Below are 15,861 nucleotides of genomic sequence, written 5' to 3' on the forward strand. Positions count from 1 at the left end.
TCGCGACACTCCGCCCGAGCCGTCCCACCAGGATGCGTCATTTATCGCCAGAAGTCGGAATTGGATCATCGTTGCGCAAAGGTGTCCCACGAAGACCGCCCTGTGCGGGACCGTCATCGACGGCCCCACACAGGGCGGGAGGTATCGGCCGCGGACTGCGCGGACCCCGTAGGACGCCTAAAGCAGGCCGTCCCACATCTGCTCCAAAAGCACCGACCACCAGGTCTCCGGCGAACCGAGCGCCGGCGGATCCAGCGCCACCAGCTGCGCCTGGAAGTCGACGGTCCAGCGGCCCGCCTGCTCCGGCGTCAGCCCGTAGCGCAGCCGCCACATCCGCCCCAGCATCGCCAGACAGCGCACGAACTCCGGCAGCCCGGAGTTGACGAACTGCGGCGTGGCCGGCTGACCGCCCGGACCGGCCTCCAGCGGTACCGCCACGATGTTCGCGGTGCCGTACTGGACACACAGCTGACGGCCGAAGTCATTGCCCATCACCAGATACGACCCGGCGTCCGGCGCCGGCTGCACCCGCCGCTCCGCCGCCAGCTCCGCCAGCGTCGGCACCGGACGGCCCGGCTGCGCCTGCGCCCAGAAGAACGGCCCGAAGTCGACCGGCAGCCCGGCCCACACGAGCATCTGCGCCACCACCTCCGGCACGCCCTGCCGGGAGACCGCCCGCTGGTCGAAGCGGAAGATCCCCTGCGGGCCGAAGGACTGCTCCAGCTCCTGGCCGATCACCTGCGGCGGCACCGGCGGAACCGGCTGCACCTGCGAGGGGTGCGGCAACGGCACCCGCACCGGCGCCGGCCGCGCCGGACCGTCCGCGACCTGGTGCAACTCGCCCTGATGCTCGACGAGATGCCGTACGCCCTGCTGACGCGAGGCATGGTCGCGGCCGTAGGCGGCGGTGTGACTGATGCGCACCTGCGGCCAGTTGTCCCGGATCATCCGGGCGCAGTAACCGCCCGGAAGATCACAGCACTCCAGCTCGGTGTGCAGCTCCAGGACCTGCTGCGGCGGGACGTTCATCCCGCGCAGCTCGTGCAGCAGCTGCCACTCCGGATGCGGCGTACCGGGCGCCGAGCGGCGCACGATCTTCTGCTCGGAGCCGTCCGGCGCGCGATAGCTGAGCACCGCCATGTAGCCGGGGCCGACGGTCGGCTGACCACCGGGAGCCTGCGGATAGCCGTACGCACCCGGGGGACCGGGCGGCGCGGGCTGCCCCGGCGGCGGACCGGGCACCCCCGCGGAAGGGACGCCGGGACCGGGCGAGGGGGCAGGCGGCGGCATACCGGGAGTCCCCGGTCCGCCGGGACCGCCGGGCCCGGGCAGCGCGGCACCGCTGGCGAGCATCGTCGCCGCCGCATGCACCCCACCACCGCCGGTGCCGCCCGCGGCGGGCGGCGGCTGCGGGGGCGGCGGACCGTCCTGGCCGCCCTGACCGCCCGGCCCCCGGCCGGCCGCGGGCACACCGGGCCTACCGGGCGGACCGGGCGGCTTGGGCGCACCCGGCGGGCCAGGCGGCTTGGGCGCGCCCGGCGGACCGGGCGGCGGCGGCACACCAGGGCCGCCCGCACCGGCCGCACCCGCCAGCTCGGCCTGCAGGGACGCCCCGTCGGCCAGCATGGTCGCCGCGGCATGCACCCCGCCGCCGCCGGCGCCAGGGGCACCCGAACCGCCGGCACCGGACCCGTCGGCGGCACCGGGCCGGTCCGTCCCGCCCGGCCCGTCCACCGCACTGAGGTCGACATCCGCCGCGTCCAGCTGCGAGACCAGCTGCGTCGGCACATAGCCACCCGCCGGAGCACCCGGCGCACCGGGGCCGGACGCCGCCGGGCGGGCCTCGGCCTTGCCCGTCTCGGCCTCCGCGAGCTTCGCCGGATCCTGCACCGCGCCACCGCGGCCCGCACCGGGCCTGCCCGGCGCGCCCGGAGGCGGCGGCGGGCCCGCGGCCGCGTTACCGGGCAGCGACGAGCCGTCGGCCAGCATCGTCGCCGCGGCATGCACCCCGCCGCCCACGGGCGGCGCAGGCGGAGGCGGCGTACCAGGGCCCGACCCGGCCGGCGCACCGGCGGCACCCGGCGGAGGCGGCACATCGGCGACCGGCGCCCCGGACGGCGGCGGCAGATCCGGCAGCCCCGCCGCCGGCGGCGCCGACGGCATCGGCGGCAGCGGCCCGCCACCGGGCACGGCCGCGGCGGCCCCGTCCGGCACGTCCAGCGCGGGCGCGATCTGCGTACGGGGCAACTGGCTGCCGCCGTGCAGCAGCTCGGTCTTGGCCTCGGGCCGCGCCCGCGGCGCGGACGGCGTCTCGTCCTCCTCGTCGAAACCCGCCAGCGGCGGCGCGAAGACCGTCGCGGGCAGCTCCACGGAACGGTCCTCGGACCCCGCGTCCGTACCCGTCGTGTCCGCGGCGGCCCACGGCGTCGCGTCAGCGGCCGCACCGGCCGGCGCGGCCGCGGCCGCCCCCGGGCCCGCCACGTCCGCGCCCGGCTGCGCGGCCCCGCCGTCGGCGGCGTTCACACTCACCTCGGCCCAGGCGTCCGCGGCCCCGGCCTCCGGCGACGAGGGGGCCGCCGGCTGCGGGGCCGCGGCCTGCGCCGGCACCGAAGGCGCGGCCGCGGCTACGCCACCGCGCCGGTCCGGGATGCCGATCGCGTCCGCCGCCTCCTGCAACCACTCCGGCGGCGTCAGCAGAAACGAGGTGGCCTCCAGATCGATCCGCTGCGGCGCGGGCTCGGCCGCACCGGGCCCGCCGTCCACCGCGGGGCCGTACTCCTCCTCGTACCGCCGGATCACCTCACCCACCGGCAGCCCCGGCCACAGCGTCGTCTCCCCACTGTCCCGCGCGATCACCAGCCGGGCCCGGCCGCCCTCCGTCGCCGGACCACCCTCCCGGTCCTCGGCCCAGGCCACAAAGCCCAGATCGAACTCCCGCACCCGCACCTCACGGTGCTGCGGCGCGGGCACATCGCCGTTCACCCAGCGCTCCGCGCGCTCCTGCGCCTGCGCAAACGTCACCATCGCGTTCAGCCCCCCACCGGAACGGCATACGCGAAACCGCCGTCCACCATCAGGTTCGCCACGGTCTCCAGCTCCGGCGGATTGCCCGCCAGCCGCTGCAGAAACTCATCGAAGTCCGCACCGCACGGCAGCAGCAGCCGCTCCACCCGCTCCTGCACCGACCAGCCGTCCTGATCACGCGCATCGTCATACGGACAGAACCACACCGAACCGAGCGCCTCACCGCGCACCTTCACCGCGACCACACCGCCCTGCACGAACGCCACACCCAGAAAGTCCTTGGTGAAGTGGTCCCGCAGACACTTGTTCACATACACCAGGTCGTTGACGGCCGCGTCATCGCGCACCGTGAAGAACGGCTGGTCGACCAGCAGCCCCAGCTCCGCGTCGAGCGCCGCGCCCACCGGCGCACATCCGCCCGCCGCCTTCAGGAACGAACGGTAGGCACCCGGCAGCCGGTAGCCCAGCGCCTCCTCGGCCTGCGCCACCTGCTCCTCCCCCACCGACAGATCACGGTGCGGCAGCCCGAAATGCGCCGGCCGGGTCTCCTGCAACGGCCGGGTACCGCGCTTGTCGTGCGCCACGGCAGCCGTCGCCAGCCCACCGTGGTGCCGCAGCAGCGCCTTCACCTCGACCGGCACCAGCTCCATCCGCCGCGTACCGGCCACGTGATGCCACGTCCAGCCGTGCGGCGTCGCCACCGCCGGGACGTCTATCCACAGCTCATGCCCCTGCGCATGCAGCGCCGCATTCGCCGACACATAGTCCGTCAGCCGCAGCTCGTCGACGCCGAACCCCTCCGGCGGCTCGGCGATCTCCGCCGCCGCCCGCGCATACGCCGTGAACTCCGGAAAGCCCTGCCCGTCCACCCGCACCCCAGCGGGATACCGCGCGGCACGGACCGGGTCCGGAAAATGCACGACCTGCCCGGCATAGGCCGAATTCGGTGGCGCGGCACGTCCCGCCGCCTGGGGGCCGGGTGGTGCCCCCAGCCCTGGCCGACCTGTCGTCATCGCGGTTGCCCCCTGGCTGAAGCTGGCTTTGGGGCACAGCCTATGCCGTACCGCAACACCCTCCCGCGCCCCCGCCCCAGGGCCCGCCCCCCGCACGTCAGCACCGCGACACACCGGCGTCACCCACCGGCCCGCCACCCCCGGGACCGCCCCGCACCACCCCGCCCACCAGCCCCGTTACCCCCGAACCGACACCCCGTCAGCCTCCCGTGAGATCACCGACAGTACGTCCGACTACCGCAACACCCAGCACATTTGGCAGGCTGACCCCCGCAAACCGGGGGATTGCAGGGAGGGAAACGCACACCACCATGAGCACCACTGCACGCCACGGCGCCGGGGACCCGCGCATCGGCTGGAGCGGCACCGCCGACACCCATCGCGCGCCCGCCCTCCACCACCGTCGCGACGGCATCCTCCCCACCATCGGCGCCGCCTTGTCCGTACGCGGACAAACCCTCACCTGCACCGCGAGCAAGGCCGAACAGCCCCCCGCACTCCACCCCCTCGTCCAGGACTTCCTCGACACCCTCGCCACCGCCCAGCGCGAACGCTTCACCGGACGATGTCCCGAAGCCGTCCTGCTCTCCCGCCACCTCACCGCCGTCGAGGCCAACCGCTCCAAACGAGCCGCCCGCAAACCCCTCACCAACGGCGAAGCCCGCCGCTCCCTGAAACACTCCAAGATCACCGCACGCCACATCCGCGAGGACGGCGACCCCCAGCACGGCAGCTACGCCCCGCCCTGCCGCTCCTGCGACGCACTCCTCGCCCACTTCGGCGTCATGCCCATCGGCGCGACCCCCACAGGAAGCTGACCGCCACCATGCCGCCCACCACCCCCGGCCCCCGCACCCCCGGCCACGACCGCACCGACTCCACCCGCTTCCCCGCCGCCGTCGACGTCGCCCTGCACGAAGCCGGCTGGCAACCCGGCCGCTGGGACATAAAGCAGGCCGAACACTGGGCCGACACCCTCCGCGCCCACACCTCCCCCGCCGGCCACCGCCACACCGTCTTCCCCGCCGCCGTCGAAGCCTGGGCCGAATTCGGCGGCCTGCGCATCGCCGGCCCCGGACCCGGCCGCCACATCGCCCCCACCCCCTTCGTCATCGACCCCCTGCACGGACTCCACCTCGCCCGCACCCTCGGCGACCTCGGACGCGCCCTGGAAACCGACGTCGCCCCCCTGGGCCGCGAAGAACTCCCCGGCCCCGACGGCACCACCTACGGCCAAGCCACCCTCGCCATCGACACCGAAGGCCGCGTCTACAGCCTCGACCACACCGGCGACTGGTACCTGGGAGCCGGAATCGACACAGCACTCGGCACACTCGTCCTCGGCACACGACCGACCCGACTGGGACTCACACCGAGCAACGGCTGACCCCCGCCGCCCCTGAACCTGGCGACAGCCGCACACGACATACGCCCGCCACCACATACGTCGACGTCAGGCCGCCGCGGCCGGGGCGGGCACCACCGCCGACACCCGAAAACCCCCCGCATCCGTCGGACCCGACACGAACACGCCCCCCAGCGCCGTCACCCGCTCCCGCATCCCCACCAGGCCATTACCGCCACTCGGCAGACCGGCATCCTCCGCACCGGTCTCACACGGCCCGTTCTCCACCTGCACCGCCAGCTCACCCTCACGGTGCGCCAGCCGCACCCGCGCCCGCGCCCCCGGCGCATGCTTGTGCACATTCGTCAGCGCTTCCTGGACCACCCGGTACACCGTCTGCTCCACCCGCGCGCCATACCGACGCCCCGCATCCGCCGACTCCCCTTCGCCGGCCCCCTCCACCGACAACTCCACCGCCATCCCGGCCGCCCGGGACTGCCCCACCAAAACCCCCAGATCAGCCAGCCCCGGCCCCTCCGGATCCCCCTCCGACCCGGACACCGGCGCCACCGGCTCCGAAGACCGCGCCACCTGCGCCGCCGCCCCCGAACCGGCCACCCCCCGCTCCGCCTCCGCCTTCGCCCCCGCCCGCGAGGCCACCGCCGCCAACCGCTCCGGCGCATCCGACCCCGCAGCACCCCGCACCGCCGACCCCTCGGCCGTACGCAGCACCCCCAGCATCTCCCGCAGCTCCGTCAGCGCCTGCCGCCCCATATCGCCCACCAGAGCCGCGTTCTTCGACGCCTTCTCCGGATCCTTCAACGCCACCGCCTGCAACGCGGCCGCATGCACCACCATCAGACTCACCCGGTGCGCGACCACATCGTGCATCTCCCGCGCGATCCGCGTCCGCTCCTCGTTACGGGCCCACTCCGCCCGCTCCTCGGCCCGGTCCGCCAGCAGCGACAGCTCCCGCTCCAGACCGTCCGCCCGCTCCCGCAGACTCTCCACCAACCGCCGCCGCGCCCCGACGTACAGGCCCCACAACACCGGCGGCGCCGTCAGCACCAGCCCCACCGCCAGCGACATCGCCGGCACGAACCACACCGGCGGATTGAAGTCCTCCTGCGCCGCGATGTCCTGCCGCATGCTGAGGAACGTCGTCACCAACGTCCCCACCACCGTCATCCCCGCCAGCAACGCCGTGATCCGACGCGGCACATCCGACGCGGCGAGCGTGTACAGCCCCACCACACTCAGCAGCCCGCCCATCTCCGCAGGCATCACCGCTATCGAAACCAGCACCACCGCCACCGGCCACCGCCGACGCACCAGCAGCACCGGCCCCACCAACAGGCCGAGCAGCACCCCCAGCAACTCGGGCAGCTGCGCCTCCTGCGCAAACCGCACACCCTCGAACATGCACTCAAGAGCCGAAGCCGCCGCCAGCAACACATCCAGCACGGCACTCCGCCGCCGGGCCCACCACCACGGCCCCGTCACCGGCGCACCCCGCGCCCCCACACCTTCACTTGCCCCCGTCGCGGTCATACCGACCAGCCTACGGGCGGCCGCGCACCTTTCCCCGTGGAGTTTCCGAGCACGTTTCCGGCCCAAAACCAGCCGTTACCGCCGGTTATCCCCCGAAGTGTTGAATCGCCCACATTTTCGATGCTTTCGCATGCGCATACGCGACACCCTGTTCCCATGCCGCACACACATCGGGAACACCGCGACTACGAGGCGTTACGCCCCCAAGCCGTCGCCCTCCGCCGCGCCGGCCTCAGCCGCCGCCAGATCCGCGACCGGCTCGGCGTGTCACTCACCGACGCCACCCTGACCCGCCTCCTGGAGGGCGAGCCGCCTCCCGAGTGGACCAAGCGCCCGAACGCCAAGGACGACCTGCGCGAGAAGGCCCGCGAGCTGCGCAAACAGGGGCGGACCTACGACGAGATCACAGCGGAACTGAGGGTGGCCAAGAGCTCGGTATCGCTCTGGGTGCGCGACCTGCCCAGGCCGAGGAAGTCACCGGAAGCGATGCACCAGATGCGGGAGGCCCGATGGGCGCCGTACCGCGAGGCGCGGGACCGGGCGATCGAGGAGACCAAGGCGGAAGCCACCCGAGAGGTCGGGGAGCTCTCGGACCGGGAGCTCCTCCTCGTGGGAGTCGCCCTGTACTGGGCCGAGGGGGCCAAGGACAAGGCGTACGACCGCCGCGAGTACGTCCAGTTCGTCAACAGCGACCCAGGCATGATCCAGGCCTTCCTGGCCTGGCTGCGCCTGCTCGGTGTCGAGCCGGAGCGCATCGGCTACCGCGTGATGATCCACGGCACCGCCGACGTGGCCGCCGCCGAGCACTACTGGGCCGATCTCGTCGGCGTCGATGTCGCCGCGTTCCAGAAAACGACGATCAAGAAACACCACCCCAAGACCGTGCGGAAGAACACCGGCGAGGGGTACCGCGGCTGCCTGGTGATCAGGGTGCTACAAAGTGCAGAGCTATACCGTCGCATCGAAGGCTGGTGGTACGGCATAGTGTTGGGTGCCACGCGGCCAGACTGACGAAATGTCCGGTTTGGGCCGCTTTACCATCCCCTGTGGTGTAATTGGCAGCACTGAGGCTTTTGGTGCCTTATGTCCGGGTTCGAGTCCTGGCAGGGGAGCCATGCAAAGTTCGGGTCCTGATCGCAAGATCAGGACCCGCTGTCGTTTCGGCCGCAATACGCCCCGGTATCCTTCGGATGACCACCACCCGAAGTAGCCAAGAAGCCGAAGGGCATCCCCGTGAGCGCCAACCGCCCGGCAGCCGTCGTCGTTCTCGCAGCGGGTGAGGGAACCCGCATGAAGTCGGCGACCCCAAAGGTCCTGCACGCACTCTGCGGCCGCTCCCTCGTCGGGCATGTCGTCGCCGCCTCCCGTGAGCTGGACCCCGAGAATCTCGTCGTGGTCGTCGGCCACGCCCGCGAGCAGGTGCAGGCGCACCTCGCCGAGGTCGACCCGGCCGCGCGTACCGCCGTGCAGCACGAGCAGAACGGCACCGGCCACGCCGTCCGTACGGCGCTGGAGGAGCTGAGCAACAGCGGTGTCGCCCTCGACGGCACCGTGATCGTGGTCTGCGGTGACACCCCGCTGCTGACCGGCGAGACCCTCAGGCTGCTCGGTGAGACCCATGCCGCGGACAAGAACGCGGTGACCGTGCTCTCCGCCGAGGTGCCGGACTCCACCGGCTACGGGCGCATCGTGCGCGACGCGAGCTCGGGCGCGGTGACCGCGATCGTCGAGCACAAGGACGCGAGCGAGGCGCAGCGGGCGATCCGGGAGATCAATTCGGGGGTCTTCGCCTTCGATGCGCGGCTGCTGGTCGATGCGCTGGGCAAGGTGCGTACGGACAACAGTCAGGGTGAGGAGTACCTGACCGATGTGCTGGGGATCGTGCGTGAGGCGGGGCACCGGGTGGGTGCGGCCGTGGCGGCCGATCACCGCGAGATCCTGGGGATCAACAACCGGGTGCAGCTGGCCGAGGCGCGTCGGCTGCTGAACGAGCGGTTGCTGGAGCGGGCGATGCTGGCGGGTGTGACGGTCGTCGACCCGGCCTCGACGTTCGTCGATGTGTCGGTTTCGTTCGAGCAGGACGCGACGGTTCATCCGGGCACCCAGCTGCTGGGGTCGACGCATGTGGCCACTGGTGCCGAGGTGGGTCCGCATGCGCGGCTGACGGATACGTCGGTGGGTGCGGGCGCTGTGGTGTCGTTCACGGTCGCGGAGGGTGCGCGCATCGGCGCGGGGGCGAATGTCGGTCCCTATGCGTATCTGCGTCCGGGGACGGATCTTGGTCCGAAGTCGAAGGCCGGCGCGTATGTGGAGATGAAGAACGCGTCGATCGGTGAGGGGACGAAGGTTCCGCATCTGTCGTATGTGGGGGATGCGACGATCGGTGAGTTCACCAATATTGGCGCGGCGAGTGTGTTCGTGAATTATGACGGTGAGGCGAAGCACCACACGACCGTCGGTTCGCATTGCAGGACGGGGTCGGACAACATGTTTGTGGCTCCTGTCACGATCGGGGACGGCGCTTATACGGCGGCCGGCTCGGTCATCACCAAGGATGTGCCCCCGGGTTCGCTGGCGGTCGCGCGTGGCCAGCAGCGGAATATCGAGGGTTGGGTCGCGCGTAAGCGGCCCGGAAGCGCCGCCGCGCAGGCCGCTTCGGCTGCTCGCCGGGATTCTGAGGGCGAGTAGTGATCGTGCAACAGGTGGGCCGTGCGGGGCGTACCGTGATGAGCGCACGCAAACTGTGATTCGAGGAGATTTGCTGTGACCGGGATCAAGACGACCGGCGAGAAGAAGCTCATGCTCTTCTCCGGCCGCGCCCACCCCGAGCTGGCGGAGGAGGTCGCGCATCAGCTGGGTGTGGGCCTGGTCCCGACGAAGGCTTTCGACTTCGCCAACGGTGAGATCTATGTCCGCTATCAGGAGTCGGCGCGTGGCGCGGATTGCTTTTTGATTCAGAGCCACACGGCTCCGATCAATAAGTGGATCATGGAGCAGCTGATCATGATTGATGCGCTGAAGCGGGCTTCGGCTCGTAGCATCACGGTGGTCGTGCCGTTCTATGGCTATGCGCGTCAGGACAAGAAGCACCGTGGCCGTGAGCCGATTTCGGCGCGGCTGATCGCGGATTTGATGAAGACCGCGGGTGCGGACCGTGTGGTGACGGTGGACCTGCACACGGACCAGATCATGGGCTTCTTCGACGGCCCGGTGGATCACCTTTTCGCGCTGCCGGTTCTTGCGGACTATGTGGGTGCGAAGGTGGACCGCGAGAAGCTCACGGTGGTTTCTCCGGACGCGGGCCGGGTGCGGGTCGCCGACCGCTGGTGTGACCGGCTGGGTGCTCCTCTGGCGATCGTTCACAAGCGCCGGGACAAGGACGTGGCCAATCAGGTCACCGTCCACGAGGTCGTCGGTGATGTGGAGGGCCGGGTGTGTGTCCTGGTCGACGACATGATCGACACCGGTGGCACGATCTGTGCCGCGGCGGAGGCGCTGTTCGCCAATGGTGCGGAGGACGTCATCGTGACCGCGACGCACGGTGTGCTGTCGGGTCCGGCGGCGGACCGGCTGAAGAACTCGAAGGTCAGCGAGTTCGTGTTCACGAACACGCTGCCCACGCCGTCCGAGCTGGAGCTGGACAAGATCACGGTGCTGTCGATGGCGCCGACGATCGCGCGGGCGCTGCGTGAGGTCTTCGAGGACGGTTCGGTGACGAGCCTCTTCGACGAGCAGTGAGCCGGCTCTCGTACTGAGTGATCGACTTTGGGGCGGCCTTCCGGCCGGGTAGACTCGTGGAGTTGCTCGGCGAGGGAGGCCGCCCTTTTGTGGTGGCTGTCCGTTATCGACGCGCTCTTCGTAGCAGGTCTGTCGTGGGCCGGGTGACGTCCACCAGATGTTTCTGCGATACGAGGAGTGCTGTTATGGCTGAGATCAAGCTTGCCGGTGAGGTGCGGAACGACTTCGGTAAGGGTGCTGCCCGCCGTCTGCGTCGTGACGCGAAGGTTCCCGGTGTCATTTACGGTCACGGTGCGGAGCCGCAGCACGTCGCCGTCGACAGCCACGCGCTGATGATGGCCCTGAAGACCCCGAACGCCCTGCTGCGTCTGGAGTTCGACGGCAAGAGCGAGCTGGTCATCCCCAAGGCCGTGCAGCGTGAGGCGATCCGCCGGTTCCTGGTGCACGTGGACTTCCTGGCCGTGAAGAAGGGCGAGAAGGTCACCGTCGAGCTGCCGATCCAGACCGAGGGCGACCTGGCTCCGGGCGGCAACCTGCTGGAGCACGTGCTGAACACCCTGCCGGTCGAGGCCGAGGCCACGCACATCCCGGAGTCGGTCACCGTCTCCGTCGCGGGTCTGGACGCCGGCCAGTCGGTGCAGGCCAAGGACATCGCGCTGCCGTCCGGTGTGTCGCTGGCCGTTGAGGACGACGCCGTGGTGCTGCAGGTCGTCTCGGCGCAGGCGGAGGCTCCGGCCGAGGAGGCCGCCGAGGGTGAGGCCGAGGGCGCCGAGGCCTGATCGTCGCCTCGCATAGTTTTTTTCCAACCGCTGTCCTGTGCCGCCGTGGCGCGGGGCGGCGGTTGGGTTGTTTCAATGGCCGCTCGCACTGGCCTTTCGCAAGGAGATGTGGAGATGTCGGACGCAGACGGTCCGTGGCTCGTGGTGGGACTGGGCAATCCCGGGCCGGAGTACGCGGCCCATCGCCACAATGTGGGTTTTATGGTGGCGGATCTGCTCGCGGAGCGTATGGGCGGGCGTTTCAAGGCTCATAAGGCGCGGGCGCAGGTGGTGGAGGGGCGGGTCGGTCCGCCGGGGCCGGGCAGTCGCCGGGTAGTGGTGGCGAAGCCGTTGTCGTTCATGAATCTGTCGGGTGGGCCGACGACGGCGTTGCGGGATTTCTACAAGGTGCCGGTGGCCAACATCATTGCGGTTCATGATGAGTTGGACATTGATTTCGGTGCGCTGCGGCTGAAGCTGGGTGGCGGGGACAACGGTCACAACGGTCTGAAGTCGATCACGAAGTCGCTGGGTGCGGAGTATCACCGGGTGCGGTTCGGGATCGGGCGTCCGCCGGGTCGTATGCAGGTGGCGGATTTTGTGCTGAAGGATTTCTCTTCGGTGGAGCGCCGGGAGCTGGATTACTTCGTGGACCGGGCTGCGGATGCGGTGGAGACGCTGATCGTGGATGGTCTGGAACGGGCGCAGAGTACGTACAACTCGTGAATGGGACAGTGCGGGTCAGGGTCTGACGAACCGTTGTCGGAGGTTGACCGGGTGCTGGTGGATGGCCAAGGATCGCCGCCATGCCCAGAAGCAGTACGCGCACCAGTTCGGTCAGACGGAGTCGTTCCCGGCGGGTCGGTGAGAGCGCCTTCGGTGTGCTGATCGTCGCCAGGACGGGGTTGATGGGTCTGCTGGCGTTGCTTTTGCTGGTGGCGGGGGTGTGGACGTCGTGGGGTACGGCGCAGTACGCCATGCTCACCAAGGGGCGGGAGCGCGGCACGCTGACGGTGTCGGCGTGTGCGGGTGAGCGGTGCTCGGGTCCGTATGTGCCGGTGGAGGGGGCGGGCGGGTCGCGGTCGCGGGTGTCGATCGCGCAGGCGGCGGCGCCGGACAGGGGCGAGCGGGTCGAGGTGGTGCTGAAGCCGGGTTCGTCGCATGCGGTGCGGACCGGGCCGGCGGGGGTGCTGCACGCGTGGGTGCCGTTTGCGGGGTCGTTGCTGCTGGCGGCGCTGGTGGTGGCCGGGGGGATGCGGCTGCGGCGTACGGCGTGGGTGATGGGGTTGTTGGGGGCGGTGTTGCTGGGGGCGGCGTTTGCCGCGATGTAGGGCCTGGTGTGCGTACGGCGGCGGCCGGCTCCCTTGTGCAGGGGGCCGGCCGCTGTTGTGTGTGCGGGGGTGTCAGCCGGTGTTGCGGAGTCCGGCGGCGACGCCGTTGACGGTGAGCAGCAGGGCGCGGGCCAGTACGGGGTCTGCTTCCTCGCCGCGTTCGGCGGCGGTGCGCTGGCGGTGGAGGAGGGAGACCTGGAGGTAGGAGATCGGGTCGAGGTAGGCGTCGCGGATGTGGAAGGTCTGCTGGAGGACCGGGTTGGAGTCGAGGAGTTCGTTCTCGCCGGTGATGCGCAGGACTTCGGCGACGGTGAGCTCGTGTTCGGCCTTGATGACGTCGAAGACGTGCTTGAGCTCGTCGGGGACGAGGGTGTCGACGTAGTGCTGGGCGATCCGCAGGTCGGTCTTGGCCAGCGTCATTTCGACGTTGGACAGGAAGTTGCGGAAGAAGTGCCAGTGCTCGTGCATCTCGTCGAGGACGCTGCCGAGGCCGGCGTCGCGGGCGGCCTTCAGGCCCGTGCCGACGCCGAACCAGCCGGGGACGATCTGGCGGGACTGGGTCCAGCCGAAGACCCAGGGGATGGCGCGCAGGCCGTCGAGTCCGGCGCCGGAGTCGGGGCGGCGGGAGGGGCGGGAGCCCAGGTGGAGTTCGGCGAGTTGGTCGACGGGGGTGGAGGCGAAGAAGTAGGCGGGCAGGTCGGGGTCTTCGACGAGGCGGCGGTAGGAGCCGTGGGCGGCGTCGGAGACGGTCTCCATGGCGGCGTCCCAGCGGGCGAGGGCTTCGTCGGACTGGCGGGGTGCGGTGTGCAGGGCGGAGGCCTGGAGGGTGGCGGCGACCGTCAGTTCCAGGTTTTCGCGGGCCAGTGACGGTACGAGGTACTTGTCGGAGATGACCTCGCCCTGTTCGGTGACCTTGATCTCGCCTTCGAGGGTGCCGTAGGGCTGGGCGAGGATCGCGTCGTGGGAGGGGCCGCCGCCGCGGCCGACGGTGCCGCCGCGGCCGTGGAAGAGGCGCAGCCGTACGCCGTGCCGGTGGGCGACGTCGCGCAGCAGGCGCTGGGCGCGGTGGATCTCCCACTGGGAGGTGGTGATGCCGCCGAACTTGGAGGAGTCCGAGTAGCCGAGCATGACTTCCTGGACGTCGCCGTTGAGGGCGACCAGGCGGCGGTAGGAGGGGTCGGCGAGCATTTCGTCGAGCAGCTGGTCGGCGATCTTGAGCTCGTCGGTGGTCTCCAGCAGCGGGACGATGCCGATCTTGGCCCAGCCGGCGTGCAGGTCGATGAGTCCGGCCTCGCGGGCGAGGACGGTGGCGGCGAAGACGTCGTCGGAGCCCTGGCACATGGAGATGATGTAGGACTCGACGACCTCGGGGCCGAAGGTCTTCTTGGCCTTGAGGATGGTGCGGAAGACGCCGAGGGTCTTGGCGCCGGCCTCGTCGAGGGGGGCGGGGGTGGGGGCCAGGGGGCGGCGGGAGCGCAGTTCCTTGGCGAGGAGCTTGCGGCGGTAGTCGCGCGGCATGTCCACGTAGCGCCAGGACTCTTCGCCGAGGCGGTCGAAGAGCTGGCCGAGGGCGTGGTGGTGGGCGTCGGCGTGCTCGCGGACGTCCATGGTGGCGAGCTGGAGGCCGAAGGCGGCGATGGTGCGCAGGGTGCGTTCGAGGCGGCCGTCGGCGACCAGGCCGCCGCGGTGTGCGCGCAGCGAGGTCTGGATGAGGGTGAGGTCGTCGAGGAGCTCGGCGGTGCCCAGGTAGTCGCGGCCGGGGACGTGGGGGGTGTCGGCGGCGAGGCGGTCGCGGGTGTTGACGAGCTTCTGGCGGATGCAGGTGGCCTTGAGGCGGTAGGGCTCTTCGCTGTTGAGGCGCTTGTAGCGGGGGCTGATCTCCGGGAGGAGTTCGAGGTCGCGCTGCAGGGAGGCGAGCAGTTCGTCGGTGGCGCCGCAGTTGCGGATGGAGTTGGACAGGGCGCCGCGCAGCTCGTCGACGTGTTCCAGGGCGTCGGTGATGCCGTGCTCGTGCTGGAGGATCAGGACGTCCCAGGTGACCTGGGGGGTGACGTTGGGGTTGCCGTCGCGGTCGCCGCCGATCCAGGTGCCGAAGGTGAGCGGGCGGGTGCCGGGGGGCAGCTCGGTGCCGGCCCGCTCCAGTTCGGCGGCGAGGTCCTCGAGGACGTCGCCGACGGCGCCGCGGCCCAGTTCGTCGAGGTAGTAGATGGCGTTGCGGGCCTCGTCGGTCGGCTCGGGCCGGGCCACGCGCAGTTCGTCGGTCTGCCAGATGAGGTCGATGTTCTCGGCCAGGCGCAGGTCGGCGCGGCGGCGCTCGGTGGTGTCGGTGGTGTCCAGCAGCTCGGCGACCTTGCGGAGCTTGGTGAGGACGGAGCGGCGGGCGGCCTCGGTGGGGTGGGCCGTGAAGACGGGGCGTACGCCGAGGTGGCGGGCGGTCTCGCGGAGGTGCTCGGGGTCGGCGTCCTTGAGCATGTCGGCGGTGCGGGCGAGGATGCCGCCCTCGGCGGCGCGGCGGGCGCGCAGCTCGCGGCCGCGGTGGACCTGCTCGGTGACGTTGGCGAGGTGGAAGTACGTGGAGAAGGCGCGTACCAGCTTGGCGGCGGTGGGCAGGTCCGTGTCGCCGAGGAGGCGGGCGGCGGCCTCGCCGTCGGAGCGGGTCAGGGCGCGTACCCGTTCGACGAGGTCGAGGAGGTCGGGGCCTTCCTGCCGGACGAGGGTTTCGCCGAGGAGGTCGCCGAGGCGGCGGATGTCGGCGCGCAGGGCGATGTTGTCGCTCGGGCCGGTTTCGGGGCTCTCGGCGGGCGTGATCTCGGCGGGAGTGTTGTCGGCACTGCTCACTGGTGCGGCTCTCCTTGCAGCGATCAGGGACGTCGCGCCGCGGCTCGTGGGGGTGGCGGCGGGCTGGGGGTCCCTCCCAGCGATGGCTGGGGGAGGTTGGGCAGGTCTGGTGCGGGCGGGTTGCGGACCGCGCTGTCCGACGCCCCCCAGGATAGATCTGCCCGTTCTCAGCGGATCACACCGTCCGGTGGGTGGGCATCTGTGACGGGTGGTGCAGGTGTGGGGCCTGTCACGGCCTTGCCCGTGGCGGTGTCGCTGCCATA

12 protein-coding genes and 1 tRNA gene are annotated in these 15,861 nt (G+C 71.0%); 9 read left to right on the plus strand and 4 right to left on the minus strand.

The genetic code is table 11. The features are described from left to right. Positions 1-177: 177 nt before the first annotated feature. Both ACWD6P_RS13350 and ACWD6P_RS13355 read right to left on the minus strand, forming a co-directional pair. Complete coding sequence (locus ACWD6P_RS13350; RefSeq protein WP_451444187.1) at positions 178-3,024, minus strand: SUKH-4 family immunity protein; 2,847 nt, start codon at positions 3,022-3,024, stop codon at positions 178-180. A gap of 5 nt (positions 3,025-3,029) precedes the next feature. Further along, positions 3,030-4,037: an SMI1/KNR4 family protein gene (locus ACWD6P_RS13355; protein WP_451444188.1), complete on the minus strand. Its 1,008-nt coding sequence runs from the start codon at positions 4,035-4,037 to the stop codon at positions 3,030-3,032. 311 nt (positions 4,038-4,348) lie between these two features. Here ACWD6P_RS13355 and ACWD6P_RS13360 point away from each other — a divergent pair, with 311 nt between their 5' ends. Together ACWD6P_RS13360 and ACWD6P_RS13365 are read left to right on the plus strand one after the other, a co-directional pair. After that, entirely contained in the window at positions 4,349-4,855 is a 507-nt protein-coding gene (locus ACWD6P_RS13360) for a YwqJ-related putative deaminase (RefSeq protein WP_451444189.1), read from the plus strand. 8 nt (positions 4,856-4,863) lie between these two features. Then, positions 4,864-5,424 carry an SUKH-3 domain-containing protein gene (locus tag ACWD6P_RS13365; protein WP_451444190.1) on the plus strand — a complete coding sequence of 187 codons (561 nt, stop codon included), beginning with the start codon at positions 4,864-4,866 and terminating at the stop codon, positions 5,422-5,424. Positions 5,425-5,490: 66 nt separating this feature from the next. Here the strand turns inward: ACWD6P_RS13365 and ACWD6P_RS13370 are convergent, their stop codons facing one another. Then, positions 5,491-6,933, minus strand: coding sequence for a sensor histidine kinase (locus ACWD6P_RS13370; RefSeq protein ID WP_451444191.1), 1,443 nt, complete (start codon positions 6,931-6,933; stop codon positions 5,491-5,493). Positions 6,934-7,089: 156 nt separating this feature from the next. On the opposite strand from ACWD6P_RS13370, the gene ACWD6P_RS13375 reads away from it, so the two are divergent. The 7 genes from ACWD6P_RS13375 (at position 7,090) to ACWD6P_RS13405 (ending at position 12,760) form a co-directional block, all read left to right on the plus strand. Then, positions 7,090-7,944, plus strand: a complete 855-nt coding sequence (locus ACWD6P_RS13375; protein ID WP_451444192.1) for a hypothetical protein — start codon at positions 7,090-7,092, stop codon at positions 7,942-7,944. Between the two features lie 29 nt (positions 7,945-7,973). After that, a tRNA-Gln gene (locus ACWD6P_RS13380) sits at positions 7,974-8,048 on the plus strand. 118 nt (positions 8,049-8,166) lie between these two features. Beyond that, positions 8,167-9,621, plus strand: coding sequence for a bifunctional UDP-N-acetylglucosamine diphosphorylase/glucosamine-1-phosphate N-acetyltransferase GlmU (gene glmU / locus ACWD6P_RS13385; RefSeq protein WP_451444193.1), 1,455 nt, complete (start codon positions 8,167-8,169; stop codon positions 9,619-9,621). Positions 9,622-9,696: 75 nt separating this feature from the next. Beyond that, entirely contained in the window at positions 9,697-10,671 is a 975-nt protein-coding gene (locus ACWD6P_RS13390; protein ID WP_451444194.1) for a ribose-phosphate diphosphokinase, read from the plus strand. 185 nt (positions 10,672-10,856) lie between these two features. Continuing rightward, positions 10,857-11,450: a 50S ribosomal protein L25/general stress protein Ctc gene (locus ACWD6P_RS13395; RefSeq protein ID WP_451444195.1), complete on the plus strand. Its 594-nt coding sequence runs from the start codon at positions 10,857-10,859 to the stop codon at positions 11,448-11,450. 114 nt (positions 11,451-11,564) lie between these two features. Further along, the gene (pth, locus tag ACWD6P_RS13400) at positions 11,565-12,155 is read left to right on the plus strand and encodes an aminoacyl-tRNA hydrolase (RefSeq protein ID WP_451444196.1); all 591 of its coding nucleotides are present in this window, start codon (positions 11,565-11,567) and stop codon (positions 12,153-12,155) included. A gap of 80 nt (positions 12,156-12,235) precedes the next feature. Beyond that, positions 12,236-12,760 carry a hypothetical protein gene (locus tag ACWD6P_RS13405; protein WP_451444197.1) on the plus strand — a complete coding sequence of 175 codons (525 nt, stop codon included), beginning with the start codon at positions 12,236-12,238 and terminating at the stop codon, positions 12,758-12,760. A 72-nt stretch (positions 12,761-12,832) separates the two neighbouring features. On the opposite strand, the gene ppc is transcribed toward ACWD6P_RS13405, so the two are convergent. Beyond that, positions 12,833-15,598: a phosphoenolpyruvate carboxylase gene (ppc, locus tag ACWD6P_RS13410; RefSeq protein ID WP_451444198.1), complete on the minus strand. Its 2,766-nt coding sequence runs from the start codon at positions 15,596-15,598 to the stop codon at positions 12,833-12,835. Positions 15,599-15,861 lie beyond the last annotated feature (263 nt).

Source organism: Streptomyces sp. NPDC002446 (genome assembly GCF_053595675.1).

Excerpts from the sequence above, each read along its gene's own strand:
- ACWD6P_RS13360 (WP_451444189.1), top strand. The coding sequence starts at position 4,349 with ATGAGCACCACTGCACGCCACGGCGCCGGGGACCCGCGCATCGGCTGG.
- ACWD6P_RS13405 (WP_451444197.1), top strand. The coding sequence starts at position 12,236 with ATGCCCAGAAGCAGTACGCGCACCAGTTCGGTCAGACGGAGTCGTTCC.
- ACWD6P_RS13375 (WP_451444192.1), top strand. The coding sequence starts at position 7,090 with ATGCCGCACACACATCGGGAACACCGCGACTACGAGGCGTTACGCCCC.
- ACWD6P_RS13395 (WP_451444195.1), top strand. The coding sequence starts at position 10,857 with ATGGCTGAGATCAAGCTTGCCGGTGAGGTGCGGAACGACTTCGGTAAG.
- pth (WP_451444196.1), top strand. The coding sequence starts at position 11,565 with ATGTCGGACGCAGACGGTCCGTGGCTCGTGGTGGGACTGGGCAATCCC.
- ACWD6P_RS13355 (WP_451444188.1), bottom strand. The coding sequence starts at position 4,037 with ATGACGACAGGTCGGCCAGGGCTGGGGGCACCACCCGGCCCCCAGGCG.
- ACWD6P_RS13370 (WP_451444191.1), bottom strand. The coding sequence starts at position 6,933 with ATGACCGCGACGGGGGCAAGTGAAGGTGTGGGGGCGCGGGGTGCGCCG.
- ACWD6P_RS13365 (WP_451444190.1), top strand. The coding sequence starts at position 4,864 with ATGCCGCCCACCACCCCCGGCCCCCGCACCCCCGGCCACGACCGCACC.
- ACWD6P_RS13350 (WP_451444187.1), bottom strand. The coding sequence starts at position 3,024 with ATGGTGACGTTTGCGCAGGCGCAGGAGCGCGCGGAGCGCTGGGTGAAC.